This is a genomic window from Pseudomonas sp. EA_35y_Pfl2_R111, from assembly GCF_963970955.1.
Classification (GTDB): domain Bacteria; phylum Pseudomonadota; class Gammaproteobacteria; order Pseudomonadales; family Pseudomonadaceae; genus Aquipseudomonas.
Genome location: NZ_CAXAOM010000001.1, coordinates 699,103 through 724,386, shown reverse-complemented (window position 1 = coordinate 724,386; position 25,284 = coordinate 699,103). Strand labels below are relative to the sequence as shown.

Here is a 25,284-nt window from a genome sequence, read left to right as displayed (position 1 = left end):
TATGCACAGCCCGGGTACCGGCCAAACGTCCGTCAATCGTGAGGCGGGCGAGTTGTATTTGCTCTTCAATCTGGACCGCGACCGCTATGCCCTCACTGTGCATGAGGTGGTCGAGGTGCTGCCGTTACGCCGCCTGAAGGCGTTCCCGCAAGCGCCGGCTTGGGTGGCCGGTGGCTTTGAATACCGTGGGGCGCTGGTGCCAGTGATTGATCTACTGGTGCGTGCGTGTGGACGACCCGCTGCGCAACTGACCAGTACGCGCTTGGTACTGGTGCACTATCGCCCGGCCAGTCGTGTGCTGGGCCTGATTCTGGAAAAGGCCTCCGATACCTTGCGCCTGCCTACCAGTGCCTTTCGTGATTCTGGCTTGGCCTCGGATGAGGCGCCGTATCTGGGTGCGGTGCAGGGCTGCGCGCAAGGGCTGGTGCAGCGCATTGACGTGACCGGGCTACTGCCTGCCGATGTCTGTGCGCTGCTGTTCCCTGGAGTGGACGATGCCACATGATTAACCAGGTAGAGCGTCTGCTGAAGCAACTGATCGGCCTGGAAGCCGAGTCAGTGGGGCGGCTGGTGATTGAACGAGCTGTCCGTCAGCGTATGCAGGCGCTGGATATTTCTGAGCCGGCTGAGTATTGGCAGCAGCTGAATCGTTCGAGTGGCGAACAACAGGCCTTGATTGAGGCTGTTGTGGTGCCGGAAACCTGGTTTTTCCGTTATCCGGAGTCGTTTGTCACCTTGGTCGACTTGGCGCTCAAGCGTAAGGCCGCGCTGGCGGGTAGCCGTCCGTTGCGCATACTCAGTTTGCCGTGTTCCAGCGGTGAAGAGCCGTATTCGATTGTCATGGCGCTGCTGGACGCCGGGTTTGCCCCCGCTGCGTTTCAGGTCGAGGCGCTGGATGTCAGTGCCCGGGTGGTGGAGCTGGCGCGTCTGGGGCACTACGGGCGCAATTCATTTCGTGGTCAGGACCTGAGCTTTCGCGAGCGATATTTCGAGGCCACTGACAGTGGATTTCAGTTGCAGGCGCGGGTGCGCGATAGGGTCAAGCTGCGTTGTGGCAACTTGTTGGACAGCACACTGCTGGGTGGGGAAGCCCCGTTTGATTTTATCTTCTGTCGCAACCTGCTGATCTACTTTGACCGCCCAACACAGAATGCTGTGCTGGATGTATTACAGAACCTGTTGCACGCCGCTGGCACGTTCTTCGTCGGTCCAGCTGAGGCCAGCTTGCTGAGTCAGCGCGGAATGCAGGTGCTGGGCGCACCGCTGACCTTTGCTTTCAAGCGCATGGTAGCGGTGCCTGCCGTGAAAGCCCCAGTAAACCTGGCTGCACCTGCCCCTATTCGCCCGGCGCGGCCACTGCAACAACCCCGTGTGCTGCCGCCCATCACATCTGCACCTACAGCGCCGCGCGATCATGCCGTCAGTGCATTAGCGAGGGTTGTTGAGTTGGCTGATGCTGGGCGCAGCGATGAGGCACTACGCGGTTGCGAGCAGTACCTGCTTGAGCACGGCCCGAGTGCCGATGCGTTCTATTGGATGGCCCTGCTTAACGACATGGCTGGTCAGGTCGACAGTGCCCAGGCTTACTACCGCAAAGCGCTTTATCTTGAGCCTGAGCATGTCGCAAGCCTGGTGCACTTAGCGGCCCTACTGGCTGCGCGCGGCGACCATGAGGGCGCCAAGCGCCTGCAGCAACGGGTAAGTCGGGCAAGTCCTTCTGGAGTGACGCGCGATGAGCGATGAGCTGAGGCTGGTAGAGGGCGGGGCAGCTATCGATGATTGCTGGAACCGTATCGGTGTGCAGGGCGACAAGAGCTGTGAGCGCCTGCGTGAGCATGTCCACTGCCGCAACTGTGAGGTGTATGCGGCGGCCGCCATTCGTCTGCTTGAACGCTATGCGTCGGTGCAAGACGATGTTGAAACTGATGCACAAGAGCAAGCTGTCGAATGTCGTTCGCTGCTGGTATTCCGGGTTGCTGAGGAGTGGCTGGCGATTGCGACGCGTAGCCTGGACGAGGTGGTGGCACCGATGCCGATTCATTCGCTGCCCCACCAGCGCTCACGCAGTCTATTAGGGGTGGCCAATGTGCGCGGCACCTTGGTGGCCTGCGTGTCGCTGGCTGAGCTGCTGGGTATCGCTAGCGGCGCGGCACCGACGTCTCATCAGCGGGTCGTTCCGCGTATGTTGATTCTGGTCGGGCAAGGTGGCCCGGTGGTGGTGCCGGTGGATGAGGTGGAAGGTATTCACGCGATTCCTCTGCATAGCGTGCAGCCCGCGGTACGCGATGGTGGCCTGGCAGTCAGCCAGTTTGCCAGTGGGGTATTGCAGTGGCAGGGCCGTAGCATTACCCAACTCGATGACGAACGGCTGCAGCAGGCCCTGGTCAGGAGCCTCGCATGACGCCCGATCAGATGAGGGACGCTTCTCTGTTGGAGCTTTACCGCATGGAGGCGGATGCCCAGGCGCAGGTGCTGGACGCAGGTTTATTGGTCTTGGAGCGCGAACCCAATCATGCGGGGCAGCTGGAAGCCTGCATGCGGGCGGCGCACTCGCTCAAGGGTGCGGCACGTATTGTTGGTCTGGACGATGGAGTGAAAGTCGCTCACGCCATGGAGGACCTGTTGGTTGCAGCTCAGGAGGGGCTGTTGCGTCTGCTACCAGAGCAAATTGACGGACTTTTGCAGGGCAGTGATCTACTACGCCGGGTGGGTGCTCCGGTCGTTGCCGATGCGCCTTCGGCCGAGCGAGTTGAGCAACTGGTGGGCTTGTTGCAGCAGCAGCTGGCAACTGCGGTGCCTGCCTTGGGGCGTGCCGCTGCGGCAGAAGAACCCAGGGTCCAGAACGAAGTCATGCCGCCGCCGGTGACTGCTCCAGAGCCCGCTGAGGAGCTGCATGAGGATAATCGTGGGCGGGTTTTGCGGGTGTCGGCTGAGCGCCTTGATCACCTGCTGGATATGTCGGGTAAAGCACTGGTCGAATTTCAGCGTATTCAACCCCTGGCTGACTCGCTGCAGCGCCTCAAACGCCAGCAAACCTCCGTTCGACGGAGCCTGGATGGATTGCGCGATGCCACCTTGAACAGCTCGCTGGAGCCGCAGGTGTTGGCGTTGCTGGAAGAGTCTAGAACGCAGCTCTATGAGTGTCAGCGGCTGTTGCACGATCATTTCGAAGCCTTTGATGAGTTTTCCTGGGAGGGCGGGCAGCGCAGCCGTTCACTCTATGACGCGGCATTGTCTTCGCGTATGCGGCCGTTGGCCGATGTCTTGGTCGGGCGTGCGCGGATGGTGCGTGATCTAGGGCGCTCGCTGGGTAAACAGGTACGCCTGGATATCGAAGGGGAGGCGACGCAAGTCGATCGTGATGTGCTTGAACGCCTGGATGCGCCCTTAACCCACCTGTTGCGCAATGCGATCGACCATGGCATCGAGCGGCCTGAGCTGCGTGCGCGCAAGGGTAAAGCGCAAGAGGGGCGACTGTTGCTCAGGGCGCGTCACCGAGCCGGCATGCTGCTGCTGGAGCTGAGCGATGATGGCGCTGGCGTTGATATGGAGCGTCTGCGCGACGTGGTGGTTGCGCGCAAGTTTGCCAGCAGCGAAACGGCGGCCAAGCTGGATGAAGGCGAGTTACTGGCGTTTCTGTTCTTGCCGGGTTTCAGCTTGCGCGAGCAGGTGACTGAGGTGTCCGGGCGTGGTGTGGGGCTCGATGCGGTGCAGCATGAACTGCGCCAGTTGCGCGGCAGCGTGCGGCTTGAGCAGCGTCGAGGTGAGGGCAGTACATTCATTCTGCAAGTCCCGCTGACACTTTCGGTGGTGCGCAGCCTGGTAGTTGAAGTCGCCGGCGAGGCCTATGCCTTCCCCTTGGCGCATATCGAACACATGGTGCGGGTGAACTCGGAAGATCTCGTGCAGCTGGAGGGGCGCCAGCACTTCTGGCACGGCGACCGCCATGTCAGCCTGATTTCCGCCAGCCAGCTGTTGCAGCGCCCAGAAGGGCGTACCGAAGAGGCGGGCATCCCGCTGGTATTGATTCGCGAGCGCGACAACCTTTATGGCATTGCCGTGGAGCGTTTTATTGGCGAGCGCACGCTGGTGGTCATGCCGTTGGATGTGCGATTGGGCAAGATCAGAGATGTGGCCGCAGGTGCCTTACTGGATGACGGCACGCCGGTGCTGATTTTGGACGTCGAAGACTTGTTCAGTTCGATTAGCAAACTCTTGGGCAGCGGCCAGTTGGAGCGAGTCGATCGGCGTAGTCAAGGTGCTCAGGAAACCGCCCGTAAGCGAGTGTTGGTAGTCGACGACTCACTGACAGTGCGTGAACTTGAACGCAAGTTACTGCTCAGCCGCGGCTATGACGTAGCGGTTGCCGTGGACGGCATGGATGGCTGGAATGCGCTGCGTGCAGAACACTTCGATTTGTTGATTACCGATATCGACATGCCGCGCATGGACGGTATCGAACTGGTCACGTTGGTGCGCCGTGACAATCGTTTACGCACGTTGCCAGTGATGGTGGTGTCCTATAAGGACCGCGAAGAAGACCGTCGTCGAGGTCTGGATGCCGGTGCGGATTATTACCTGGCCAAAGCCAGTTTCCATGACGAAGCGCTGCTTGATGCGGTGCAGGTATTGATAGGCGAGGCGCAAGGATGAGAATCGGTATCGTCAACGATATGCCGTTAGCTGTAGAGGCATTGCACCGCGCACTGACGCGTGCCCCCGAGCACCAAGTAGCCTGGGTCGCGGGCAGCGGCGCGGAGGCCGTGCGGCGATGCCGCGAAGATACGCCGGACCTGCTGCTGATGGACCTGCTGATGCCAGAAATGGATGGTGTTGAAGCCACCCGGCAGATCATGGCCAATACGCCCTGCGCCATTCTGATCGTTACCTCGGATGTTGAGCGGCACGTCAGTCGGGTGTTTGAAGCCATGGGGCATGGTGCGCTGGATGTGGTGGCGACGCCTGTGCTGGGGGCGACACCGTTGCCGGATGCGGCTGCGCTGCTGCGCAAGATTCATAACCTGGGCCTGCTCCTGGGGCAGAAAACAGCGCGTAAAGCGCCTGAGCCGGCTCTGCGCGACAGTAACAGTTGCCGCCAGTCCCTGGTGGCGATTGGTGCGTCGGCGGGGGGGCCGGCGGCCTTGGTTGACTTGCTCAAACAACTTTCGCCGGGTTTCCCCGCAGCCATCGTGCTGGTGCAGCACGTGGATGAATCATTCGCCACTGGCATGGCGCAGTGGCTGGCCAGTGAGTCGCCCCTGCCGGTGCGCTTGGCGCGTATGGGGGATATACCGCAGCCGGGCTGCGTGCTATTGGCAGGTACCAATGACCATCTGATTTTACAGGGCAGTGGTGAGCTGGCTTATAGCGCCACGCCCAGTGCGCACATTTACCGACCGTCGATTGATGTGTTTTTTGACAGTGTGACGGCCAATTGGAAAGGTGAAGCCATTGGTGTGCTACTCACGGGCATGGGCCGTGATGGGGCTCAAGGTCTTCTGAATATGCGCCAGCGTGGTTTTATGACCATCGCCCAGGATCAGGCCAGTTGCGCGGTATACGGCATGCCCAAGGCTGCCGCGCAGCTCGAGGCCGCAACGGAAATATTGCCGCTGGCCGATATTGGCCGACGCTTGATGATGCTGTGTGACTAACTGCTGGAGATGGCTAGGTGCTATTGGGTGTCGCAGGGTCTATAACGATAAAGGGCACTACGCCCGGAGAAAGTGGTATGCAGGGTTTGCCTCAGTTTAGCGGTGCTCATGAGGATGCATCGACATCTGCGCCATTGATGGTTCTACTGGTTGATGATCAAGCGATGATTGGCGAGGCTGTGCGCAGGGCCTTGGCACCCGAGGCTAACATTAGCTTTCACTTCTGCTCGGACCCTCTGCAAGCCGTGAGTCTGGCGGAACAGATAAAACCTACCGTGATACTGCAGGATTTGGTTATGCCGGGGGTCGACGGTCTCGAACTCTTGACCCAATACCGGGCTCGCCGCGCCCTGCAGGATGTGCCGATTATCGTGCTATCGACCAAGGAAGACCCCAAGGTCAAGAGCGCGGCATTTACCCTGGGCGCCAACGACTATCTGGTCAAACTGCCCGATGTCATCGAACTGGTTGCGCGCATTCGTTACCACTCACGTTCCTATCTGGCATTGCAGCAGCGCGATGATGCCTTTCGTGCGCTGCGTGAAAGTCAGCAACAGTTGCTGGAGACCAACCTCGTACTGCAGCGCTTGATGCGATCTGACGGACTCACTGGGTTGGCCAATCGCCGACACTTTGATGATTGCCTGAACAGTGAATGGGCACGCGCGCTGCGCGAGCAGAGCGAGCTGTCGCTGCTGATGATCGATGTCGACTACTTCAAAGCTTTCAATGATCGCTTTGGCCATGTGGAGGGGGATGAAACCCTGCGCAAGGTTGCTGCGTGCATGAATGAGATGTGCAGTCGCTCGTCAGATATGGCTGCGCGCTATGGCGGAGAAGAATTCGCCATGATTCTGCCGGGAACAACGCGTGGAGGCGCACGTTTGTTTGCCGAGAAAGTGCGCCTCTCCGTGCAGGCCTTGGCGATCCCTCATGAATGTCCCGTGCAGGGTTCTATTGTCAGCATCAGCCTGGGGGTTGCCACGCTCACGCCTCGGGTCGACATGGCCCCCACCGAGTTGGTCGAGCTGGCTGACCGAGGTTTATACCTGGCCAAACAGAGTGGGCGTAACCAGGTGGGGGTTGTTGAGCCTGGTTAGAGGTGTGCGCGCATACTCGGGGCCTCTGGAGTGGCGGTGTGCGGCATGGGCTGCCAGGGGGCGTTGACTGGGGTATACTCGCCGGCTTTTCTGAAACTTCGGGGCCACGGTCTGGTTGCCGCGTTCGATCAGCTGCCGTGAGGTAGGTTTGTCGGGCCGCACTGAGCCGCTGTACACCTCAATCGCCTGCGAGTGCTGAACGCCATGGAAATCAACCCGATCCTCAACAGCATCAAGGACTTGTCCGAGCGCACCCTGACCATTCGGGGGTATCTTTGACTACGATCACAAGCATGATCGTTTAGTTGAAGTAAACCGCGAGCTCGAAGACCCCAACGTCTGGAATAACCCTGAATACGCGCAGAACCTGGGTCGTGAGCGCGCCATGCTGGCGCAGATCGTCGACACCATCGATGACCTTACTGGCAGCCTGTCCGATTCCCGCGATCTGCTCGACATGGCCGTCGAAGAAAACGACGAGGGTGCTGTGGCTGATGTCGTCAGCGAAGTCGAGCGCCTGCGCGGGATCCTTGAGAAGCTCGAATTCCGCCGTATGTTCAGCGGCGAGATGGACATGAACAACGCCTACCTTGATATTCAGGCCGGCTCCGGCGGCACCGAGGCCCAGGACTGGGCCAACATCCTGCTGCGCATGTACCTGCGCTGGGCCGACAAACGTGGTTTCTCTGCCGAGATCGTCGAACTGTCGGCTGGCGAAGTCGCCGGGATCAAGGGCGCTACCGTGCACATCAAGGGCGAATACGCCTTCGGTTGGCTACGCACCGAGATCGGCGTGCACCGCCTTGTGCGCAAGAGCCCGTTCGACTCTGGTAACCGTCGCCACACCTCGTTCTCCGCGGTATTCGTCTCGCCAGAAATCGATGACAACATCGAGATTGAGATCAACCCGTCTGATCTGCGCATCGACACCTACCGCTCCTCCGGTGCTGGTGGTCAGCACGTAAACACCACCGATTCGGCCGTGCGTATCACCCACGTACCGACCAACACCGTGGTGGCGTGCCAGAACGAACGCTCGCAGCACGCCAACAAAGACACCGCGATGAAGATGCTCCGCGCTCGCCTGTACGAGCAGGAAATCCAGAAGCGCAACGCCGCCTCGCAGGCGCTGGAAGAGACCAAGTCGGATATCGGCTGGGGCCACCAGATTCGTTCCTATGTGCTGGATGCCTCGCGAATCAAGGATCTGCGCACCAATATCGAACGCAGCGACTGCGACAAGGTGCTGGACGGCGATATCGACGAATACCTCGAAGCCAGCCTGAAGCAGGGCCTGTAATACCTTTCGATTCCGCTCTCCAGGGGAGGGCGGCAACGACACCGTGACGGAAACCGATGACCATGAGCGACCAACAACTCGACCCACAAGCCCTTTCCCACGAAGACCAGCAGCAGGAAGAAAACAAGCTGGTTGCCCAGCGCAAGGAAAAACTTGCTGCCGTTCGTGAGCAGGGCAATGCCTTCCCGAACGACTTCCGCCGTGACAACTACTGCGCCGATTTGCAGAAACAGTACGCCGAGAAGACCAAGGAAGAACTGGCCGAGGCTGCCATTCCGGTCAAAGTTGCCGGTCGCATCATGCTCAACCGTGGCTCGTTTATGGTGATTCAGGACATGACCGGGCGCATCCAGGTCTACGTCAACCGCAAGACCCTGTCGGAAGAAACCCTGGCTGCCGTAAAAACCTGGGACATGGGCGACATCATATCCGCCGTCGGCACCCTGGCCCGTTCCGGCAAGGGCGACCTCTATGTGGAAATGACCGACGTGCGCCTGCTGACTAAGTCGCTGCGCCCGCTGCCGGACAAGCACCATGGTTTGAGCGACACCGAACAGCGCTACCGTCAGCGTTATGTCGACCTGATCGTCAACGAAGACGTGCGCCAGACCTTCCGCGTGCGTTCGCAGGTCATCGCGCATATCCGCAGCTTTCTGATGCAGCGCGACTTCCTTGAAGTGGAAACGCCGATGCTGCAAACCATCCCGGGCGGCGCGGCGGCCAAGCCGTTTGAAACTCACCACAATGCCCTGGATATGCAGATGTTCCTGCGTATCGCGCCGGAGCTGTACCTCAAGCGTCTGGTAGTCGGCGGTTTTGAGAAGGTCTTCGAGATCAATCGCAACTTCCGTAACGAAGGCGTCTCGACTCGTCATAACCCTGAATTCACCATGTTGGAGTTCTACCAGGCGTACGCCGACTACGAAGACAACATGGACCTGACCGAGGAGCTGTTCCGCGAGCTGGCTCAGCTGGTACTTGGCACCACCGACGTGCCGTACGGCGACAAGGTGTTCCACTTCGGCGAGCCGTTTGTGCGCCTGTCGGTGTTCGACTCGATCCTCAAGTACAACCCTGAGCTGACCGCCGCCGACTTGACCGACATCGACAAGGCCCGCGCCATTGCCAAGAAGGCCGGTGCCAAGGTGCTCGGCTTCGAAGGCCTGGGCAAGCTGCAGGTGATGATTTTCGAAGAGCTGGTCGAGCACAAGCTGGAGCAGCCGCACTTCATTACTCGCTACCCGTTTGAAGTCTCACCGCTGGCCCGTCGCAGCGATGACGATCCGAGCGTTACCGATCGCTTCGAGTTGTTTATCGGTGGCCGTGAGATCGCCAATGCCTACTCCGAGCTCAACGATGCCGAAGATCAGGCCGCACGCTTTATGCAGCAGGTGGCCGACAAGGACGCCGGCGACGATGAAGCCATGCACTTTGACGCCGACTTCGTTCGCGCCCTGGAATATGGTATGCCGCCGACCGCAGGTGAGGGCATTGGCATCGACCGCCTGGTGATGCTGCTGACCAACTCACCGTCGATTCGCGACGTGATCCTGTTCCCGCACATGCGCCCGCAAGCCTGATGCTGATAAGCCGCCTCCGGGCGGCTTTTTATTACCTGGTTATTGGTTGCCGGTCTTTTTATCACCGGCCAATGGATTAATTTTGCGATTTACTGACTAATCGTGAATAACCGACTGAGGATCGCCTTGCTGTGACAGCCAAGCCTGCCCAAGAAAGCGCCACCCTGGTGGCCAATGCCGTCGCTGAGAGCGTGCAGTACCAAGGACGCAAAGCCAGCCGCCAAGGCAGCGAACAGCGTCGTCAGGCCATTCTCGATGCCGCCATGCGTCTTATTGTGCGTGAAGGCGTGCGTGCGGTGCGCCACCGCGCCGTGGCCGCCGAAGCCGAAGTGCCGTTGTCGGCGACGACCTATTACTTCAAAGACATCAATGATCTGATCACCGACACCTTCGCTCTGTTCGTTGAACGCAGTGCGGCGCATATGGGCCAGTTCTGGAGTAGCACCGAGGGTTTGCTGCGTGATCAGGTGAGTCGTCTGGATGGCAGCGCCGAGGCGCGGCGGCGCCTGGCCAATGAAATTGCCCGGCTGGCCGTGGAATACGTGCGCCAGCAGCTGCTGACCCGCCGCGAACATTTGCTGGCCGAGCAGGCCTTTCAGCAGGAGGCTTTGCTTAACCCGCGTCTGCACGGGCTGATGCGTGCCCATCGGCAGATTCTGCTGCAGGGCGTCACGCACTTCTTTGAGGTGCTGGGTTCTCAGCAGGCAGAGCAGGATGCCAAGCTCTTGACGGCGATTATTGTGCGCATGGAGTATCAGGGCCTGCTCGATGGCGTTGATCATCTGGACAGTGAGGATATGTTGGCCATGCTTAAACGTTATATGCATCTGGTGCTGGGGTTATAGCCCGCTAAATCCGTTCACAAGGAGAGCTGAATGAAAGCCTGGCGCGCGCTGCTTGCCGTGTCCTTCCTGCTGCTTGGTGGTTGTCTGGTGACCTTTAAGGACCCGATTCCCGCCAATGAAGCAGCCCCGATTCCCCTGCTTGGCGAATGGTCGCGCAAGAATGAATGGGGCGAGCAGCTGTATCTGCAGATCACCCGTGCCGGCTCCAACGTCTATAAGGCGCGGGCCTACGTCGACAGCCTGGACAACCTCGACAGCGTTGAAGAATACGGCTTTACCGTCGCCCACCATGGCCGTCGCTGGTACCTCTCGGCGGGTTTGCCAAAAAGCTTGGGGGCAAATTTCGCCATCGCCGGTTTCGAGCTGACCACCAGCAATGAGTTGGTGATCTACAACCTAGATGTCGACCGAATTCTTCAGGAGTTGGAGCAGGGTGCCCTGCAGGGCGAGGTGATTGACGGTGCAGAGGGCGATGGTGTGTTGATCAGCAGCCCACTGGAGCAGGTGTTCAGCTACCTCGACGATCAGGCCAATTCGGATGTATTTATTGAAGTCGCGCGTTATCAACGGGCGGGTGACTAGTAGGTTGTGGTGAGGAAAGCATGAACAGTCATACCGGGTTGGACGATTATCAGTTGATCGTGCGCGCGTTGTCCGACCGCCTGGTCGACGCGCAAACGCCGATTCGCGTGCTGGATGCGGTGAAGTGGGATGACTCGATCCGCAGCGAGTTTCTCAAGCACAAGGGCAAGAAGCTGCCCGCCGTCGACCAGCTCTACTATGCCAACCGGCCGCTGCCCTTTGACGCGGCGGCGAAGAAGCTGGAATTCCAGAATATCGAGCGCGATATCACCCGCCAGCTCGGCCAGTTCAACCCCGTAGGCAAGATCATGCGGCGCATGTGCCGCGAGTACCGCATGGTGATTCGCATGCTCGAAGCGCGCGGCACCGAGGATTTCGGTCTGATTAGCCAGGAGCTCTACGGCGCGGCGTCCGATGCCTTCCATGCCGGCGATCCGACCCTGGCTGATCTGGGCCTGATGTTTTCCGACTTCCTCAATAACATTGATAAGCGCGGCGACCTCAAAGACGAAGCCAAGACCCTGACCGCCAAAGAGGCCGTCAGCCTGCTGCAACACCGCCTGAACAAGGTGTTTGGTGAGGAGGAGGGCACCATTCGGGTGTTCGAGTCCGACGGTATTCTTGCCGATGCCGCCGCCGGTGCCGATTACATCAAGATTCGCGCCGACGCGATGTTCAATGACCGCGATGTGAAAGCCCTGGAAGTGCACGAGGGCCTGGTGCATGTGGCCACTACCTTGAATGGGCTGAATCAGCCGATCTGCACCTTTCTGGCCAAGGGCCCGCCTTCGTCCACGGTGACCCAGGAAGGGCTGGCGATTTTGATGGAAGTGATCACTTTCGCTTCTTACCCAACCCGGTTGCGCAAGCTGACCAACCGCACTCGCGCCATTCATATGGCCGAAGAGGGCGCGGATTTCCTGCAGGTGTTCGACTTCTACCGCGAGCAGGGTTTCAGCCAGGAAGACAGCTACAGCAACGCCAACCGGGTGTTCCGTGGCTCCACCCCCAGCGGTCTGCCTTTCACCAAGGACCTGTCCTACCTGAAAGGCTTCATCATGATTTACAACTACATCCAGCTGGCCGTGCGCAAGGGCAAGCTAGAGCAGATTCCCCTGCTGTTCTGCGGTAAAACCACCCTGGAAGACATGCGCACCCTGCGCCAGTTGGTGGATGAGGGGCTGGTTGTTGCGCCCAAGTACCTGCCACCGCAGTTCAGCGACCTCAACTCGTTGTCGGCCTGGATGTGCTTCTCCAATTTCTTGAACCACCTGAGTCTTGATCGGATCGAAGCCGACTACGCCAATATCCTCTAGTCGCTACTGCGCTCGGTTATGCAGCGTTGCGCACAACCTGAAAAATGCTCATTTACAGTCGTAAACTCCGCTTTTTCAGGTCGTGCGCGCCTTGCCTATCCTTCGCTCGTGACGCTCCTAGCCCTTTAATAGACGTTCCGTAGCCCGGATGAAATCCGTGTTGCTCTTCCCGCATTAACAGGAGCTGCGCATGTCCAGTCATCAACTCGACTACGAAATCCTCGGCGCTTCTGCGCAAAGTGTGGAGATCATTCTCGATCCGGGTGAAACGGTGATCGCCGAAGCCGGGGTAATGAATTACATGACCGACGGCGTCCGCTTTGAAACGCGCATGGGCGATGGGGCGGCCACGGGCGTGCTAGGAAAACTGTGGGGCATGGGCAAGCGCATGCTGACCGGCGAATCGCTGTTTATGACGCACTTCTCCAATGCCGGTAAAACCCCGGCGCGGGTGGCGTTTGCGGCCCCTTATCCAGGCACCGTGGTGCCGATTCAGTTGGCTGAGCATGGCGGCACGCTGATCTGTCAGAAGGACGCTTTTCTCTGCGCGGCCTACGGCACGGCTGTCGGTATTAGCTTTAACAAGCGTCTGGGCGCCGGGTTCTTCGGCGGCGAGGGTTTTATTCTGCAGAAACTTGAAGGTGATGGTCTGGCCTTTGTGCATGCCGGCGGCACGGTGATTCGCAAGGAGCTGAACAACGAAACTCTGCGCCTGGACACCGGTTGCCTGGTGGCCTTTACCAGCGGCATCGATTACGACATCGCCCTGGCCGGCGGCTTGAAAAGCATGCTGTTTGGCGGGGAGGGCATTCTTCTCGCCACGCTCAAGGGCACCGGCACGGTGTGGGTGCAGAGCCTGCCGTTCTCGCGCCTGGCCGAGCGCATCTATGAGGCGACCTTCAAGGCCCGCGAGGAAGTGCGCGCTGGCGGTAAATGATGCGGCAATCTGGGCCTTTGCAGGGGCGAGTGTTTGCTGCAAGCTGCGCCGCTTGTTGCGCCAATTGATCATTCCGAGAGTCTGTTATGAGCGAAGTAAACCCTATCCCGCTGATCCTTACCGGCATTGGCAGCATCTGCGCCACGGTGGCTGTGCTCGGTTATTACGGCTACCTGCATATCGCCAAGCCAGAAGACGCCTTGCTGCTGTCCGAGTTCACCATGCTCAAGACCGTGCCGGGTGAGGACTACAAGGTCTCGCTCAAACCGGCCGGCCAAGTCGCCCAGTGCATCGATGGCGTACTGGTGCTGTTTGATCTGGAGCAGAAGGGCCTCAGTGGCGTACTGGTCGACCGGCGCAAGCAGGCCGTGCGTTGCAGTGAAGGCCAATAAGCTCACCCCGCCTGCTTCTGCTGCTCGCTAAGGCGCTGCAGATGCCGGCGTGACAGGGCCAGAAAGCGCGGCGTCAGGCCGACGTCTTCATACAGCGGGTCGCCCTGTTCATCGCTGGCCACCACCTTGCTGCCCTTGACGTAGGGCAGGCTGGCCTCCAGCTCTTCGAGCGCGGCACCGAGCAATTCCCCCAGCAGCTCTTCCACGTGGTGTTTGGGGTACATCTCCTGCAGCGCCGCCAAGCGCGCTGCCGCTTCCAGATCTAGCCTTATCTGATAAGGCGTTGCGCTCAGCCGCCCCTGGGCATTTTCCTGCCAGTGCTGAACAAGCTCGCGAATCTTCATGATTGCCTCGTGTCTATTCTATGCCCGCCGTTCGTTGGACGGGCTGCACAGTTAAGACTAGTGCTTAGCGCGATTAGTGCGGTCTGGGCGTCGCGCACTTGTAAGAAGTTGGCGCGCTGGGCACTCTGAAGGCAGGATCAGCGGAGGCAAGACTCATGGCAGAAATCGACGCGCGTCTACGCGAGGACGTCCACCAGCTCGGCGAACTACTGGGTAACACCATCAGCGTGCAGCACGGCGCTGTGTTTCTCGACAAGATCGAGCGTATTCGCAAGGGTGCCAAGGCCTCGCGCCGTGGTTCGCAGCAGGGTACGGAGCAACTCAGTGCAACCCTGAACCAGCTGGACGATGACGAACTGTTACCGGTGGCGCGGGCGTTCAATCAGTTTCTCAACCTGGCCAATATCGCCGAGCAGTACCATCGCGTACGCCGCCGCGCGCCGGGTGAAGCGCAGCCGTTTGAAGACAATATCCTCGCCGACTTACTGCAGCGGCTGTCCAGCAACGGCCACAAGGGCGAGGCCCTGGCCCGCCAGTTAGGCCGTCTGGATATCGAGCTGGTGTTGACCGCGCACCCCACCGAAGTGGCACGGCGCACGCTGATTCAGAAATACGATGCGATGGCCGAGCAGCTGGCGGCTGGCGACCATAGCGACCTTTCGGCGGCCGAGCGTGAGCAGGTCAAGCAGCGTCTGCAGCGGCTGATTGCCGAAGCCTGGCACACTGAGGAAATCCGCCGCAGCCGGCCGAGCCCGGTGGATGAAGCCAAATGGGGCTTTGCGGTGATTGAGCATTCGCTCTGGCACGCCATTCCCAATGTGCTGCGCAAAGCCGATCAGGTATTGCACAGCGCCACCGGGCTGCACCTGCCGCTGGATGCTGCGCCGATTCGCTTTGCTTCCTGGATGGGCGGCGACCGTGACGGTAACCCTAATGTCACGGCCACTATTACCCGCGAAGTGCTGCTGCTGGCGCGCTGGATGGCGGCGGACTTGTACTTGCGCGATGTCGATAACCTGGCCGCCGAGCTTTCCATGCAGCAGGCCAGCCCAGCGCTGCTGGCGCGGGTAGGCGAGAGCGCCGAGCCCTATCGCAGCCTGCTTAAGCAGCTGCGTGAGCGTTTGCGCGCTACCCGCAGCTGGGCTCAGGCCGCGTTGCAGGATCAGGTGCCCGCGTCTGCAGCCGTGCTGCAGGACAATCGCGAGCTGCTGGAGCCGCTGACCCTGTGTTACCAGTCGCTGCATGAGTGCGGCATGGGCGTGATCGCCGATGGCCCGTTGCTCGATTGCCTGCGCCGTGCGGCGACCTTTGGCCTGTTTCTGGTGCGCCTGGATGTGCGTCAGGACTCCAGCCGGCACGCCGCCGCCATGAGCGAAATCACCGATTACCTCGGCCTTGGGCGTTACGCGGAATGGGATGAGGAAGTGCGTCTTGCGTTTCTGTTGAAAGAGCTGGAAAACCGCCGGCCACTGCTGCCGGGGCACTTCAAACCCAGCGGTGAGACCGAAGAGGTGCTGGCGACCTGCCGTGAAGTGGCCGGTGCGCCCGCTGCTTCCCTGGGCTCTTACGTGATCTCCATGGCCGGTGCGGCTTCCGATGTGCTGGCGGTGAAACTGCTGCTTAAAGAGGCCGGATTGCAACGGCCGATGCGTGTGGTGCCGTTGTTTGAAACCCTCACTGATCTGGACAACGCTGGCCCGGTGATCAGCCGTCTGCTGGCGCTGCATGGCTACCGCGCGCGCTTGCACGGGCCGCAGGAAGTGATGATCGGCTATTCCGACTCGGCCAAGGATGCCGGCACCACGGCGGCCGCCTGGGCGCAATACCGCGCCCAGGAAACCCTGGTTCAGGTATGCCGCGAGCAGGATGTCGAGTTGTTGCTGTTCCATGGCCGTGGCGGCACAGTCGGGCGCGGCGGCGGTCCAGCGCATGCGGCAATTCTGTCGCAGCCGCCTGGCTCGGTAGCGGGGCGTTTCCGCACCACCGAGCAGGGTGAAATGATTCGTTTCAAATTCGGCCTGCCGGATATTGCCGAACAGAATCTCAATCTCTACCTGGCCGCAGTACTCGAAGCCACCTTGTTGCCGCCACCCAGTCCGGAGCCGGCCTGGCGCGAGCTGATGGATAAACTGGCCAGCGATGGCGTCAGCGCTTACCGCGCGGTGGTACGCGAGCACCCACAGTTCGTCGATTACTTCCGCCAGGCCACGCCGGAGCAGGAGTTGGGTCGCTTGCCCCTGGGCAGTCGCCCGGCCAAGCGCCGAGAGGGCGGGGTGGAGAGCCTGCGCGCGATTCCATGGATTTTCGCCTGGACCCAGACCCGCCTGATGCTGCCGGCCTGGCTGGGCTGGGAAGCTGCGCTGGCCAATGCCTTTCAGCGCGGCGAAGGCGAGCTGCTTGGGCAGATGCGCGAACACTGGCCGTTCTTCCGCACCCGCATCGACATGCTGGAGATGGTGCTGGCCAAGGCCGACGAGTCCATTGCCCAGCTGTATGACGAGCGTTTGGTCGAGCAGGCCCTGCGTCCGCTGGGTGAGCATCTACGCGGCCTATTGTCGCAGGCGGTGGCCGCAGTGCTGGGTTTGACCGGGCAGTCGCAGCTGCTGGCGCATAGCCCGGAAACCCTGGAATCGATCAGTGTGCGCAACACCTACCTGGACCCGCTGCATCTGCTCCAGGCCGAGCTGCTGGCACGCTCGCGGTTGCGTGGCAATCAGGCTGACAGCCCTCTGGAACAGGCATTACTGGTCAGTGTGGCGGGTATTGCGGCCGGTTTGCGCAACACTGGCTAGGTGGATTAATCAGTGCAGTGGTGCTTTCGCCGGTGCCGATGTAGTGCGTCGGCGAAAGCACTACCTACCAAGTGTAGTCGCAGGTGTATCCGACTTTCGGTGGCTTGTGCGCTATGGGTGCGCTGTGTATCTTGAGCGGCCTTTCGGCACTCTGGCCCAGTTTGGCAGCGCTGCTTGAACAATTCTGAGATTGGCCCCACGAGGCGAGTCCGACGATTTTTACTTAAATCTTGAGGAGCACATCGATGCGTGTGATTTTGCTGGGGGCGCCCGGTGCCGGTAAAGGTACCCAAGCTGGTTTCATCACCAAGAAATTTGGTATTCCGCAAATCTCCACCGGTGACATGCTGCGTGCTGCGGTCAAGGCTGGCACTGAACTGGGCCTGGTTGCCAAAAGCGTTATGGACAGCGGTGGCCTGGTCTCCGACGACCTGATCATCAATCTGGTCAAGGAGCGCATCGCTCAGCCCGATTGTGCCAATGGTTTCCTCTTTGATGGTTTCCCGCGCACCATTCCTCAGGCTGAAGCCTTAAAGGAAGCCGGTGTAGTCATCGATAACGTGGTCGAGATAGCCGTGGACGACGAAGAAATCGTTGGCCGTATCGCCGGTCGCCGCGTGCACCCGGCCTCGGGTCGCGTCTACCACACCGAGCACAATCCGCCGAAAGTTGCCGGTAAGGATGATGAAACTGGTGATGAGCTGATCCAGCGAGAGGACGACAAAGAAGAAACCGTGCGTCATCGCCTGTCGGTCTACCACTCGCAGACCAAGCCGCTGGTGGACTTCTACCAGAAGCTCGCAGCCGCTGAAGGCACGCCGAAGTACAGCGCCATTGCTGGCGTTGGTTCGGTCGACGAGATCACTGCCAAGGTGCTCGCTGCGCTCAGTTAGCTTTGTCGCAGTCAATCAACGGCCCGCTTTTGCGGGCCGTTGTTGTTTCTGCGGTTGGCGCGCAGGAATCGCTGAGCGTCGTTCATAGAACAGTAACCTTGCTCGCCTAGGCTAGCATTCGGCTGGTCTATACCACGAGATGAGGTGGTCGTAGACGTTCAGCCTGAATCCATACTAAGGAAGAGAGCGCATTCAATGACCGAGAAAACAGCAAAGAGCGCCATCTGGTTGGGCCTTGCTTTAGCGCTGGTGGGCAGTCCTGCGGCCTTTGCCGATACCGCTGCGAAGCCTAAAACAGACTGCGCTGTTGCCGAGTTCACCATGGGCCTGCGTTTCCAGCAGCAATCGGCGGAGATTCAGGCGTTGCAGCTGCAGGCCTACAACATCGCCACCCTTAAGCTGGATGCCGCAGTGGCCGCAGCGAAAGACTCCTCCAAACTGGCCATCGTTACGGACCTGGATGAAACCGTTATTGATAACAGCGCACTGCTTGCGCGTGATCTTGCCAACTGTCACACCTACGACGCCTGGGACACCTGGTTACCTTGGGAGCGCGACGGTACTCCAGGGCTGATTCCTGGGGCGAAGAAGTTCCTTGAGCACGCCGATAAGCTCGGGGTGACCATTCGCTATATCTCGGACCGTGCCGACGAGCAGAAGCCGCACACCCTGGCCACTCTGAGTAAGCTTGGCCTGCCGCAGATCTCTGAAGAAAGCGTGCTGCTGCTGGGGCCGCCCAAGGTCGAGCGGCGCGCCATTGTCAGCGCCGATCATCAAATCGTGTTGCTGCTGGGCGATACGTTGCATGACTTCGATGGGCGCTTCCGCAAGACGCCGTTGGCCGATCAGCGCGCCACCGTCGCCGCTGAGGCTGGCAAATGGGGCACCGAGTGGATCGTCTTCCCAAACGCCAGTTACGGCACCTGGTCCAAAGCGCCTTTGCAAGGTTGGGACGCTAAGACCGTTATCGAACCCTGGTAAGCAGCTTTTGTTCTGGCATGCAGCGGGTCTGTCGGGCCTCTGCATGCCTCTAGTGCTGTGATTTTCCTCGCGTGACCGGCCCGCGAGGCAGTGATTGCGCTGGAAAAAAAAACCTCAAGCCGTTCTAATGCCGGTCCATTTCGTCACCTGTCCGAATGCAATGACCACTCTCCTGGCTCTGGATACCGCTACCGAAGCCTGCTCCGTTGCGCTGCTGCATAACGGTCAGGTGCTCAGCCATTACGAAGTGATTCCACGCCTGCATGCCCAGCGCTTGCTGCCAATGATCAAGCAACTGCTGGCCGATGCCGGGGTGCCGCTGTCAGCGCTCGACGCAATTGCCTTTGGTCGTGGCCCGGGCGCTTTTACCGGCGTGCGGATTGCCATCGGCGTGGTGCAGGGTCTGGCGTTTGCCCTGGAGCGTCCGGTGCTGCCGGTGTCCAACCTCGCCGTGCTGGCGCAGCGCAGCTTGCGCGAGCATGGCGCGCAGCAGGTGGCAGCGGCCATCGATGCGCGTATGGATGAGGTCTATTGGGGCTGCTACCGCGCCGAGCAGGGTGAGATGCGCCAGGCCGGTGTCGAGGCGGTATTGCCGCCGGAGCGCGCCAGCTTGCCGGTTGATGCCAGCGGCGACTGGTTTGCCGCCGGCACCGGCTGGGGCACCTTTGCCGCGCGTATTCCTGTTGCGATCAGCGGGCACGATGTCGCCATGCTGCCCCACGCCGAAGACCTGCTCAGTCTGGCGCGCTTTGCCTGGGCCCGTGGTGAGGCGTTAGATGCCGACCTGGCGCAACCGGTTTATTTGCGTGATCAGGTGGCCACGCCCAAGGCCGCAGTCTAAACATCAGGATTGTGCTCTACCTTTTGTCGCGGAGTTTGCTGCATTGCCCCCGCTTGATTGCCAAGCCGGCGCGCGAGAGCTAAATTGCGCCCATCTGAGTCCATCGTTGGCTAATCAAGCCGAGCAGTAACTGATGCGTATCGACGGTTTTATTTCTTCCTATTCGCCAGATCGCAGTGCCCGCCCGGGCTCTGCGGTTACGCCATTTCGCGAAGCGCAGCGCGAGATTGAGCAGCGTCGTGAGCAGCCGGCATCCCCCGCCAGTACCCAGGGCCTTGAGCAAGTTGCGCAAATGCGCAAGGTCGAAGCCAGCAATGCCAGCACCGACCGTTTGCCAGCCCGTCTGCAAGATCAACTCTACCAACCTCCGCTGAACAACCGCGCCGCCCAGGCGTTGGCCAGCTACGGCTCAACCGCCAGTTTCGCCAGCGAGGCGGATGCCCAGCAGGTTATGGGCCTCGACCTTTACGCCTGAAGACCATTGCGATACGACTGCACTCGGCCATGCCGCGTTGATATCAGCCTCGTCGTACTCATATACAACTCGTACACTGCGCCCCCTCGGCTGATCTCGCCTTGCCTTGCCAGCGCTCGTTACATTCTTCAACGGTCTTCAAATTGATGCTGCCTTACTACCTCGGTTGCCCGTCATGGAGCGAGCCCGTCTGGCGCGGTTCCTTGTATCCAGAAGGCAGTCGTAGCGCCGACTTTCTGCCGATGTATGCCCAAGTGTTTAACGCCGTTGAGGGCAACACCACCTTCTATGCGCAGCCGTCCTCTGCAACTGTGGCGCGCTGGGCCGAGCGCATGCCGGTGCACCTGCGCTTCTGTGCCAAGCTGCCGCGTGAGATCAGCCATAACGGCGACCTGCGTGAGCAACTGAGCGCTACCGAAGATTTTCGCCACTTGCTGGCGCCGCTGGGCAAACGGGTGTCGCCGTTCTGGCTGCAGTTGCCGGCGAGTTTCAGTCCGCAGCGTATGGCGGAATTGATCGCCTTTATCGAGCCTTGGCAGGCCGGGGAGCTGGCCGTCGAGGTGCGTCATCCGGCGTTCTTTGCCAAAGGCGAGGAGGAGCGCAGCCTTAATCGCCTGCTGCATGGCCGTGGTATCGAGCGCATCTGCCTGGATTCGCGGGCGCTGTTCAGCTGTGTTTCCACAGCCCCGGCGGTACTGCATGCGCAGGCGAAGAAGCCGCGCCTGCCGCTGCGCCCTACGGCCTTTAGTCAGTCGCCGCAGCTGCGCTTTATTGGTCATCCCGAGCTGCTGGCCAATGATCCGTTTATGGCACCCTGGCTGGATAAGGTTGCAGGCTGGATCGAAGAGGGACGTACGCCCTACGTCTTTCTGCACACCTCGGATAACCGCCTGGCGCCGCAACTGGCGCAGCGCTTTCATCAGCAGTTGATGCAGCGTTTACCGGGTTTGCCGGCCTTGCCACAAATACAGCGTGAGGACGCGGTCGAGCAATTGGGGCTGCTCTGATAGGCTGCGCGGCATGACCTTCTTCCGTGCTTTTCTGCTTCTCTGTGTAGTGCTCGCTGGCCTGCTGTTGGCTATCTGGCGTGGCTGGCTGGATGTACCGCCGCGCTGGAACCCCTGGGCGGTGTTGGATATCCGCGAAACACCGAACCTGCTGACCGGCTTCAAACTGTGGCGGCTGCAGGATGATCCGGCGCTGTGTCAGCAGGCCTTGGGCACCTCATCACTGCGTTTTACTCCGCAGGTCGACAGCAACCTTGGAGTGGCCTGCCCGCTGAACAATACCCTGCGGGTTCACAGCTCCGGGGTTACGTTCAGCAGCAGCTTTCTTGCCAGTTGCCCGCTGGCTGCGGCCTTTGCCCTGTTTGAACAGCATGATCTGCAGCCAGCTGCCCAAGCCGTGTTTGGCCAGCGAGTGGCGCGGGTCGAACATGTGGGCAGCTTCGCCTGCCGAAGCATTGCTGGCAGTCAGCGGCGTAGCCAGCATGCCTCGGCCAACGCGCTGGATATTGTTGGGTTTCGCTTGGCCGATGGTCGGCGCATCAGTGTGCTGCAGGATTGGCCCAAGCAGAGCAAGAGCGCCGAGTTCCTGCGCCAGGTGCAGCAGGGCGCCTGCCGGCGCTTCAACACCACCCTTGGGCCGGAATACAACGCGGCTCATCGTGACCACTTTCATGTGGATATGGGGCTGTGGCGGATGTGCCGCTAAGTACCGGCTTAACGCTGCGCCAGCAATAGATCGGCAGCCTGGCCACTGCGGCCGTCGGCGAACTCGAAGCGGCCGAGTTGGGCGATTTCGTCGTAGGCGCCCAGGGCAATCTTCACGTCATGTGCTTGCAGGTCGATGGCGCTTACGCCGGCCTGACTCAGTGACTGGCTGGATTGCTGACCCTGAGCATCGAAACGCAGCAGTCTCAGGCGCTCGAAGATCGCATCCTGGTTGTCGATGCGGCCGTCGCTGTTGTCATCATATTTGCGCAGTTCGGCAAAGCCGTTGGCCGCGCCGTTCTGGTCGCCGAACAGCTCGCGGCCATCGTCGATGCGGCCGTTACCGTTGCGGTCATAGGCGAGCAGGGCGTCATCGCCGGTGGGCACGCTGATCTGGTCGAGTTTGCCGTCGCCATCCAGGTCGAAATGTACTGAACGATTCAGGCCGCTGGTGCTGAAGCCGTTGCTGGCCAGGTCCAGCACCAGAGGATCGGTTTTTTGCGGCTCGGCGTTGATGGTGACATTCAGCCCCAGCTCGCGTTGGGCAGCCAGCTCCTGAAAATCGCTGGCCTGGGCCGTGACGGCGGGTGGTTCGCTGGGCGTTTCCGGTGGGCTGGCAGGTGCTTCAGTCTCCGCCTCATCGGGCATCAGGGTGCGTCGTAGAATCTGATAATCCAGCGAGGCACGCTTGCCTTCATCCAGTGTTTCGCTGATTGAACGGGTGTCGGCAGCCGACGTGGCGGTGCTGCGCGGAGCGGAAATCACATCGAACATGGCGAACTCGGTGCGGCTGGAAGCTGCCGGGTCTGGCAAAATGCCGCTCAGGCAAGTTATCGGCTGCTTTTGCAGTCAATTGAGTGATTTTTGAGCACATTTTCTGATGAGTGATGAGCGGCTAATAGCCAGAATTCGTATGCAGGCCCTGGCTCCCCATCTGCAGGCAGCGGCTGAAACCTGGGCGGCGCGCCTGGGTTTACCGCTGGATGGCGACAGCGAGTTTGCCCTGCAGCTGGGTGAGGGTGGTTTGCAGCTGGTGGAGCTGGGGCCGCAGGCGCCAGGGCCGGTGAAAGTGGATTTTGTCGAAGGCGCGGTGGCGCATCGCCGGCTATTCGGTGGCGGCAGTGGTCAGATGATCGCCAAGGCGGTAGGCGTACAGGCCGGGGTGCGACCGACGGTGCTGGATGCTACGGCCGGACTGGGCCGCGATGCGTTTGTCCTGGCTAGCCTGGGTTGCCGCATGACCTTGATCGAGCGCCAGCCGCTGATTGCCGCGCTGCTGGAAGACGGCCTGGCCCGTGCGGCGCAGGACCGAGATGTCGCGCCGATTGCCGCGCAGATGCAGTTGCTTAATGGCAACGCCATCGAGCTGATGCGCGCCTGGCAGGGCGAGCCGCCGCAGGTGATCTACCTCGACCCAATGTTCCCGCACCGCGACAAGAGCGCCTTGGTGAAAAAAGAGATGCGCCTGTTCCGCCCATTCGTCGGTGATGACCTGGATGCGCCTGCGCTACTTGAGGCTGCGCTGAATTTGGCCAGCCATCGTGTAGTGGTCAAACGCCCACGCAAGGCCCCGCTGATTGACGGCGCCAAGCCGGGCTATGCCCTGGAAGGTAAGTCCAGCCGCTACGATATCTACCCGAAGAAGAAGCTGCAGGCCGCCAGCGAGTGACGCTGGCGATGCCTTGCGCTACTCGGCGCGGAAGGCGCGCAGGAAGACTTCAACCGCATCGCGCACATGGGCTTCGGCCTCGGCGCCCTGCAGGGCTTCGCCGCAGCCGATCAGCAGGCGGAAGTTGGCACCGCCCTTGATCAGGCAGAAGAACTGGTCTGCAGCGCTCAGCGGGTCAGGCACGCGCAGCTTGCCGCTCTGGTCGGCGCGGCGCAGCAGCTCTTCCATGCCGTGGAGCACGCGCTGTGGGCCAGCTTCGTAGAACATCCGCGAGAGCTTGGAGTCCTGCGCGGCCAGGCTCACCATCACCCGGTGCAGCTCCACCGACTCACGGCTGTTGATCAGCTCATTAAAGCCTCGGCCAATATTCAGCAGCAACTGCGCTACCGGCACCTCGTCGTTCAGCTCGAACAGCAGCTCCGGCAGTTGCTCCTCGCATTTGGACTGCACCGCCGCGGCAAACAGCTTCTCCTTGTCGGTGAAGTGGCTGTACACCGTGAGCTTGGATACCCCGGCTTCCGCGGCAATCGCATCCATACTGCTACCGTCATAACCATTACTGAGGAAGAGGGTTTTCGCCGCTTCCAGAATGGCTTTGCGCTTGGCCAGGTCTTTGGGGCGGCCGGGGCCGCTGGTTGGCAACACTTTGTTTGGCATTGGTCGTTTTTAATACTGGACTAGTGAGTTTGCTATTTTTACTATACCTGCCAGTTTAATTATTCAAAAGCCTCCACAAAGGTTCGTCATCATGTTCCGTCATGCACTGTCTGTTGCGTTGCCTGTCAGTCTTATCCTGTCGCTTGGCGCTTGCGGCAATGGCGAGCCCGCCAAGGTTGCCGTGCGCCCGGCCATGGTGGTGCAGCCGCAACTGGCTGGCGAGCTGATGGATGCCTACCCCGGTGAGGTGCGTGCGCGCCTGGAGCCGGAACTGGCCTTCCGCATCAGCGGCAAGGTGGCCAAGCGTCTGGTCGATGTCGGTGCGCGGGTGAAGAAGGACCAGCCGCTGGCCGAGCTGGACCCGCAGGACGTGCGTCTGCAGCTGGAAGCCACCCGCGCCCAGGTAGCGGCGGCCGAGGCCAATCTGCAACTGGTGCGCGCCGAACGTGATCGCTATAAGACCCTGCTGGCGCGCAACCTGGTCAGCCGTTCGCAGTACGACAATGCGGAAAATACCTACCGTGCCGGTGAAGCGCGGGTGAAACAGATCAAGGCCGAGTTCAACGTGGCCAATAACCAGGCCGGCTATGCCGTGTTGCGTGCCTCCGAGGATGGTGTGGTGGCGCGGCGCATGGTTGAAGTTGGCCAGGTGGTGGCCGCAGGGCAAACAGTCTTTACCCTGGCCGCTGACGGTGAGCGTGAAGTACTGATCAACCTGCCGGAGCAAGCCTTCGAGCGCTTCAAGGTCGGTCAGGAAGTGGCCGTTGAGTTGTGGTCGCAGCCGGATCAGCGCTTCCCCGGGCGTATTCGTGAAATGTCGCCGTCGGCCGATCCGCAATCACGTACCTTTGCGGCCCGCGTAGCCTTTACCGAAGGCAAGGTTCCGGCCGAGCTGGGCCAGAGTGCTCGCGTGTTTATCGCCCACAACGGTGAAGTGCCACTGGCCGTGCCGCTGTCGGCGCTGACGGCAGAGAAGGGCCAGCCCTACGTCTGGGTGGTCAATCCGAAGGATTCCACGCTCAAGCGTACCGACGTGCGCATCGGTGCCTACGGCGAGAAAACCGTGCCGGTGCTCGAAGGACTGCAAGCCACTGATTGGGTGGTAGCCGCCGGTGGTCAGGTGCTGCGCGAAGGCCAGCAAGTGCGTCCGGTTGACCGCGATAACCGGGCGGTACAGCTGACGGCCAAGGCCGACCTGACGGTCGAGGAGTAAG

General features: G+C 60.6%; 25 protein-coding genes. 22 read left to right on the top strand and 3 right to left on the bottom strand.

Translation table 11 applies throughout. The features are described from left to right. Position 1 precedes the first annotated feature (1 nt). From AACY25_RS03620 to AACY25_RS03560, 13 genes are all read left to right on the top strand, one after another. Positions 2 to 505: a chemotaxis protein CheW gene (locus tag AACY25_RS03620; protein ID WP_339522575.1), complete on the top strand. Its 504-nt coding sequence runs from the start codon at positions 2 to 4 to the stop codon at positions 503 to 505. Next, entirely contained in the window at positions 502 to 1,743 is a 1,242-nt protein-coding gene (locus AACY25_RS03615; RefSeq protein WP_339522574.1) for a CheR family methyltransferase, read from the top strand. The genes AACY25_RS03620 and AACY25_RS03615 overlap by 4 nt, the downstream gene beginning before the upstream one ends. Further along, positions 1,733 to 2,401: a chemotaxis protein CheW gene (locus AACY25_RS03610; RefSeq protein WP_339522573.1), complete on the top strand. Its 669-nt coding sequence runs from the start codon at positions 1,733 to 1,735 to the stop codon at positions 2,399 to 2,401. The genes AACY25_RS03615 and AACY25_RS03610 overlap by 11 nt, the downstream gene beginning before the upstream one ends. Further along, the gene (locus tag AACY25_RS03605) at positions 2,398 to 4,653 is read left to right on the top strand and encodes a hybrid sensor histidine kinase/response regulator (RefSeq protein WP_339522571.1); all 2,256 of its coding nucleotides are present in this window, start codon (positions 2,398 to 2,400) and stop codon (positions 4,651 to 4,653) included. The genes AACY25_RS03610 and AACY25_RS03605 overlap by 4 nt, the downstream gene beginning before the upstream one ends. Beyond that, on the top strand, positions 4,650 to 5,654 hold the full coding sequence (locus tag AACY25_RS03600; RefSeq protein ID WP_339522570.1) for a chemotaxis response regulator protein-glutamate methylesterase: 1,005 nt from the start codon (positions 4,650 to 4,652) through the stop codon (positions 5,652 to 5,654). Before AACY25_RS03605 ends, AACY25_RS03600 begins: the two co-directional genes overlap by 4 nt. A 77-nt stretch (positions 5,655 to 5,731) precedes the next feature. Further along, a complete protein-coding gene (locus AACY25_RS03595) occupies positions 5,732 to 6,754 on the top strand; it encodes a diguanylate cyclase (protein WP_445262109.1) in 1,023 nt (340 codons plus the stop codon). 204 nt (positions 6,755 to 6,958) lie between these two features. Beyond that, positions 6,959 to 8,054 (top strand): peptide chain release factor 2 gene (gene prfB, locus AACY25_RS03590; protein ID WP_339522568.1). Its coding sequence is split into 2 segments (ribosomal slippage): positions 6,959 to 7,030 and positions 7,032 to 8,054, totalling 1,095 coding nucleotides; the frame shifts between segments, so codons are not numbered across the junction. 62 nt (positions 8,055 to 8,116) lie between these two features. After that, complete coding sequence (lysS, locus tag AACY25_RS03585; RefSeq protein ID WP_339522567.1) at positions 8,117 to 9,634, top strand: lysine--tRNA ligase; 1,518 nt, start codon at positions 8,117 to 8,119, stop codon at positions 9,632 to 9,634. A gap of 131 nt (positions 9,635 to 9,765) precedes the next feature. After that, positions 9,766 to 10,479 (top strand): TetR/AcrR family transcriptional regulator, encoded by a 714-nt coding sequence (locus AACY25_RS03580; protein ID WP_339522565.1) that lies wholly within the window; start codon positions 9,766 to 9,768, stop codon positions 10,477 to 10,479. Between the two features lie 30 nt (positions 10,480 to 10,509). Beyond that, entirely contained in the window at positions 10,510 to 11,061 is a 552-nt protein-coding gene (locus tag AACY25_RS03575) for a hypothetical protein (protein ID WP_304865448.1), read from the top strand. 20 nt (positions 11,062 to 11,081) lie between these two features. Further along, positions 11,082 to 12,377, top strand: coding sequence for a flavohemoglobin expression-modulating QEGLA motif protein (locus tag AACY25_RS03570; RefSeq protein ID WP_339522562.1), 1,296 nt, complete (start codon positions 11,082 to 11,084; stop codon positions 12,375 to 12,377). A gap of 190 nt (positions 12,378 to 12,567) precedes the next feature. After that, positions 12,568 to 13,314, top strand: coding sequence for a TIGR00266 family protein (locus AACY25_RS03565; protein WP_339522561.1), 747 nt, complete (start codon positions 12,568 to 12,570; stop codon positions 13,312 to 13,314). Between the two features lie 86 nt (positions 13,315 to 13,400). Next, on the top strand, positions 13,401 to 13,706 hold the full coding sequence (locus tag AACY25_RS03560) for a hypothetical protein (RefSeq protein ID WP_339522559.1): 306 nt from the start codon (positions 13,401 to 13,403) through the stop codon (positions 13,704 to 13,706). Positions 13,707 to 13,708: 2 nt separating this feature from the next. Here the strand turns inward: AACY25_RS03560 and AACY25_RS03555 are convergent, their stop codons facing one another. Continuing rightward, positions 13,709 to 14,050 (bottom strand): pilin assembly protein, encoded by a 342-nt coding sequence (locus AACY25_RS03555; RefSeq protein WP_339522558.1) that lies wholly within the window; start codon positions 14,048 to 14,050, stop codon positions 13,709 to 13,711. A 155-nt stretch (positions 14,051 to 14,205) separates the two neighbouring features. On the opposite strand from AACY25_RS03555, the gene ppc reads away from it, so the two are divergent. From ppc to AACY25_RS03520, 7 genes are all read left to right on the top strand, one after another. Further along, entirely contained in the window at positions 14,206 to 16,842 is a 2,637-nt protein-coding gene (ppc, locus tag AACY25_RS03550; protein WP_339522556.1) for a phosphoenolpyruvate carboxylase, read from the top strand. Between the two features lie 245 nt (positions 16,843 to 17,087). Continuing rightward, on the top strand, positions 17,088 to 17,735 hold the full coding sequence (gene adk, locus AACY25_RS03545; protein WP_339522555.1) for an adenylate kinase: 648 nt from the start codon (positions 17,088 to 17,090) through the stop codon (positions 17,733 to 17,735). A 195-nt stretch (positions 17,736 to 17,930) separates the two neighbouring features. Continuing rightward, a complete protein-coding gene (locus AACY25_RS03540) occupies positions 17,931 to 18,716 on the top strand; it encodes a 5'-nucleotidase, lipoprotein e(P4) family (protein WP_339522553.1) in 786 nt (261 codons plus the stop codon). A gap of 160 nt (positions 18,717 to 18,876) precedes the next feature. After that, complete coding sequence (gene tsaB, locus AACY25_RS03535; protein ID WP_339522551.1) at positions 18,877 to 19,557, top strand: tRNA (adenosine(37)-N6)-threonylcarbamoyltransferase complex dimerization subunit type 1 TsaB; 681 nt, start codon at positions 18,877 to 18,879, stop codon at positions 19,555 to 19,557. Positions 19,558 to 19,690: 133 nt separating this feature from the next. After that, a complete protein-coding gene (locus tag AACY25_RS03530; RefSeq protein ID WP_339522550.1) occupies positions 19,691 to 20,032 on the top strand; it encodes a hypothetical protein in 342 nt (113 codons plus the stop codon). Positions 20,033 to 20,178: 146 nt separating this feature from the next. Next, complete coding sequence (locus AACY25_RS03525) at positions 20,179 to 21,039, top strand: DUF72 domain-containing protein (RefSeq protein WP_339522548.1); 861 nt, start codon at positions 20,179 to 20,181, stop codon at positions 21,037 to 21,039. 13 nt (positions 21,040 to 21,052) lie between these two features. Then, positions 21,053 to 21,745 carry an extensin-like domain-containing protein gene (locus AACY25_RS03520; RefSeq protein WP_339522547.1) on the top strand — a complete coding sequence of 231 codons (693 nt, stop codon included), beginning with the start codon at positions 21,053 to 21,055 and terminating at the stop codon, positions 21,743 to 21,745. An 8-nt stretch (positions 21,746 to 21,753) separates the two neighbouring features. Here AACY25_RS03520 and AACY25_RS03515 read toward each other — a convergent pair whose 3' ends face one another. Continuing rightward, positions 21,754 to 22,518 carry a hypothetical protein gene (locus AACY25_RS03515; protein ID WP_339522546.1) on the bottom strand — a complete coding sequence of 255 codons (765 nt, stop codon included), beginning with the start codon at positions 22,516 to 22,518 and terminating at the stop codon, positions 21,754 to 21,756. Positions 22,519 to 22,624: 106 nt separating this feature from the next. Between AACY25_RS03515 and AACY25_RS03510 the strand changes: the two genes are divergently transcribed. Then, the gene (locus AACY25_RS03510) at positions 22,625 to 23,413 is read left to right on the top strand and encodes a class I SAM-dependent methyltransferase (RefSeq protein WP_339522545.1); all 789 of its coding nucleotides are present in this window, start codon (positions 22,625 to 22,627) and stop codon (positions 23,411 to 23,413) included. A gap of 18 nt (positions 23,414 to 23,431) precedes the next feature. On the opposite strand, the gene AACY25_RS03505 is transcribed toward AACY25_RS03510, so the two are convergent. Next, positions 23,432 to 24,070, bottom strand: coding sequence for a TetR/AcrR family transcriptional regulator (locus AACY25_RS03505; RefSeq protein ID WP_339522543.1), 639 nt, complete (start codon positions 24,068 to 24,070; stop codon positions 23,432 to 23,434). 91 nt (positions 24,071 to 24,161) lie between these two features. Between AACY25_RS03505 and AACY25_RS03500 the strand changes: the two genes are divergently transcribed. After that, a complete protein-coding gene (locus tag AACY25_RS03500; RefSeq protein ID WP_339522541.1) occupies positions 24,162 to 25,283 on the top strand; it encodes an efflux RND transporter periplasmic adaptor subunit in 1,122 nt (373 codons plus the stop codon). Position 25,284 lies beyond the last annotated feature (1 nt).

Coding starts and splice junctions, on each gene's coding strand:
- AACY25_RS03620 (WP_339522575.1), top strand. CDS start 2: ATGCACAGCCCGGGTACCGGCCAAACGTCCGTCAATCGTGAGGCGGGC.
- AACY25_RS03615 (WP_339522574.1), top strand. CDS start 502: ATGATTAACCAGGTAGAGCGTCTGCTGAAGCAACTGATCGGCCTGGAA.
- AACY25_RS03610 (WP_339522573.1), top strand. CDS start 1,733: ATGAGCGATGAGCTGAGGCTGGTAGAGGGCGGGGCAGCTATCGATGAT.
- AACY25_RS03605 (WP_339522571.1), top strand. CDS start 2,398: ATGACGCCCGATCAGATGAGGGACGCTTCTCTGTTGGAGCTTTACCGC.
- AACY25_RS03600 (WP_339522570.1), top strand. CDS start 4,650: ATGAGAATCGGTATCGTCAACGATATGCCGTTAGCTGTAGAGGCATTG.
- AACY25_RS03595 (WP_445262109.1), top strand. CDS start 5,732: ATGCAGGGTTTGCCTCAGTTTAGCGGTGCTCATGAGGATGCATCGACA.
- lysS (WP_339522567.1), top strand. CDS start 8,117: ATGAGCGACCAACAACTCGACCCACAAGCCCTTTCCCACGAAGACCAG.
- AACY25_RS03575 (WP_304865448.1), top strand. CDS start 10,510: ATGAAAGCCTGGCGCGCGCTGCTTGCCGTGTCCTTCCTGCTGCTTGGT.
- AACY25_RS03570 (WP_339522562.1), top strand. CDS start 11,082: ATGAACAGTCATACCGGGTTGGACGATTATCAGTTGATCGTGCGCGCG.
- AACY25_RS03565 (WP_339522561.1), top strand. CDS start 12,568: ATGTCCAGTCATCAACTCGACTACGAAATCCTCGGCGCTTCTGCGCAA.
- AACY25_RS03560 (WP_339522559.1), top strand. CDS start 13,401: ATGAGCGAAGTAAACCCTATCCCGCTGATCCTTACCGGCATTGGCAGC.
- AACY25_RS03555 (WP_339522558.1), bottom strand. CDS start 14,050: ATGAAGATTCGCGAGCTTGTTCAGCACTGGCAGGAAAATGCCCAGGGG.
- ppc (WP_339522556.1), top strand. CDS start 14,206: ATGGCAGAAATCGACGCGCGTCTACGCGAGGACGTCCACCAGCTCGGC.
- adk (WP_339522555.1), top strand. CDS start 17,088: ATGCGTGTGATTTTGCTGGGGGCGCCCGGTGCCGGTAAAGGTACCCAA.
- AACY25_RS03540 (WP_339522553.1), top strand. CDS start 17,931: ATGACCGAGAAAACAGCAAAGAGCGCCATCTGGTTGGGCCTTGCTTTA.
- tsaB (WP_339522551.1), top strand. CDS start 18,877: ATGACCACTCTCCTGGCTCTGGATACCGCTACCGAAGCCTGCTCCGTT.
- AACY25_RS03530 (WP_339522550.1), top strand. CDS start 19,691: ATGCGTATCGACGGTTTTATTTCTTCCTATTCGCCAGATCGCAGTGCC.
- AACY25_RS03525 (WP_339522548.1), top strand. CDS start 20,179: ATGCTGCCTTACTACCTCGGTTGCCCGTCATGGAGCGAGCCCGTCTGG.
- AACY25_RS03520 (WP_339522547.1), top strand. CDS start 21,053: ATGACCTTCTTCCGTGCTTTTCTGCTTCTCTGTGTAGTGCTCGCTGGC.
- AACY25_RS03515 (WP_339522546.1), bottom strand. CDS start 22,518: ATGTTCGATGTGATTTCCGCTCCGCGCAGCACCGCCACGTCGGCTGCC.
- AACY25_RS03510 (WP_339522545.1), top strand. CDS start 22,625: ATGAGTGATGAGCGGCTAATAGCCAGAATTCGTATGCAGGCCCTGGCT.
- AACY25_RS03505 (WP_339522543.1), bottom strand. CDS start 24,070: ATGCCAAACAAAGTGTTGCCAACCAGCGGCCCCGGCCGCCCCAAAGAC.
- AACY25_RS03500 (WP_339522541.1), top strand. CDS start 24,162: ATGTTCCGTCATGCACTGTCTGTTGCGTTGCCTGTCAGTCTTATCCTG.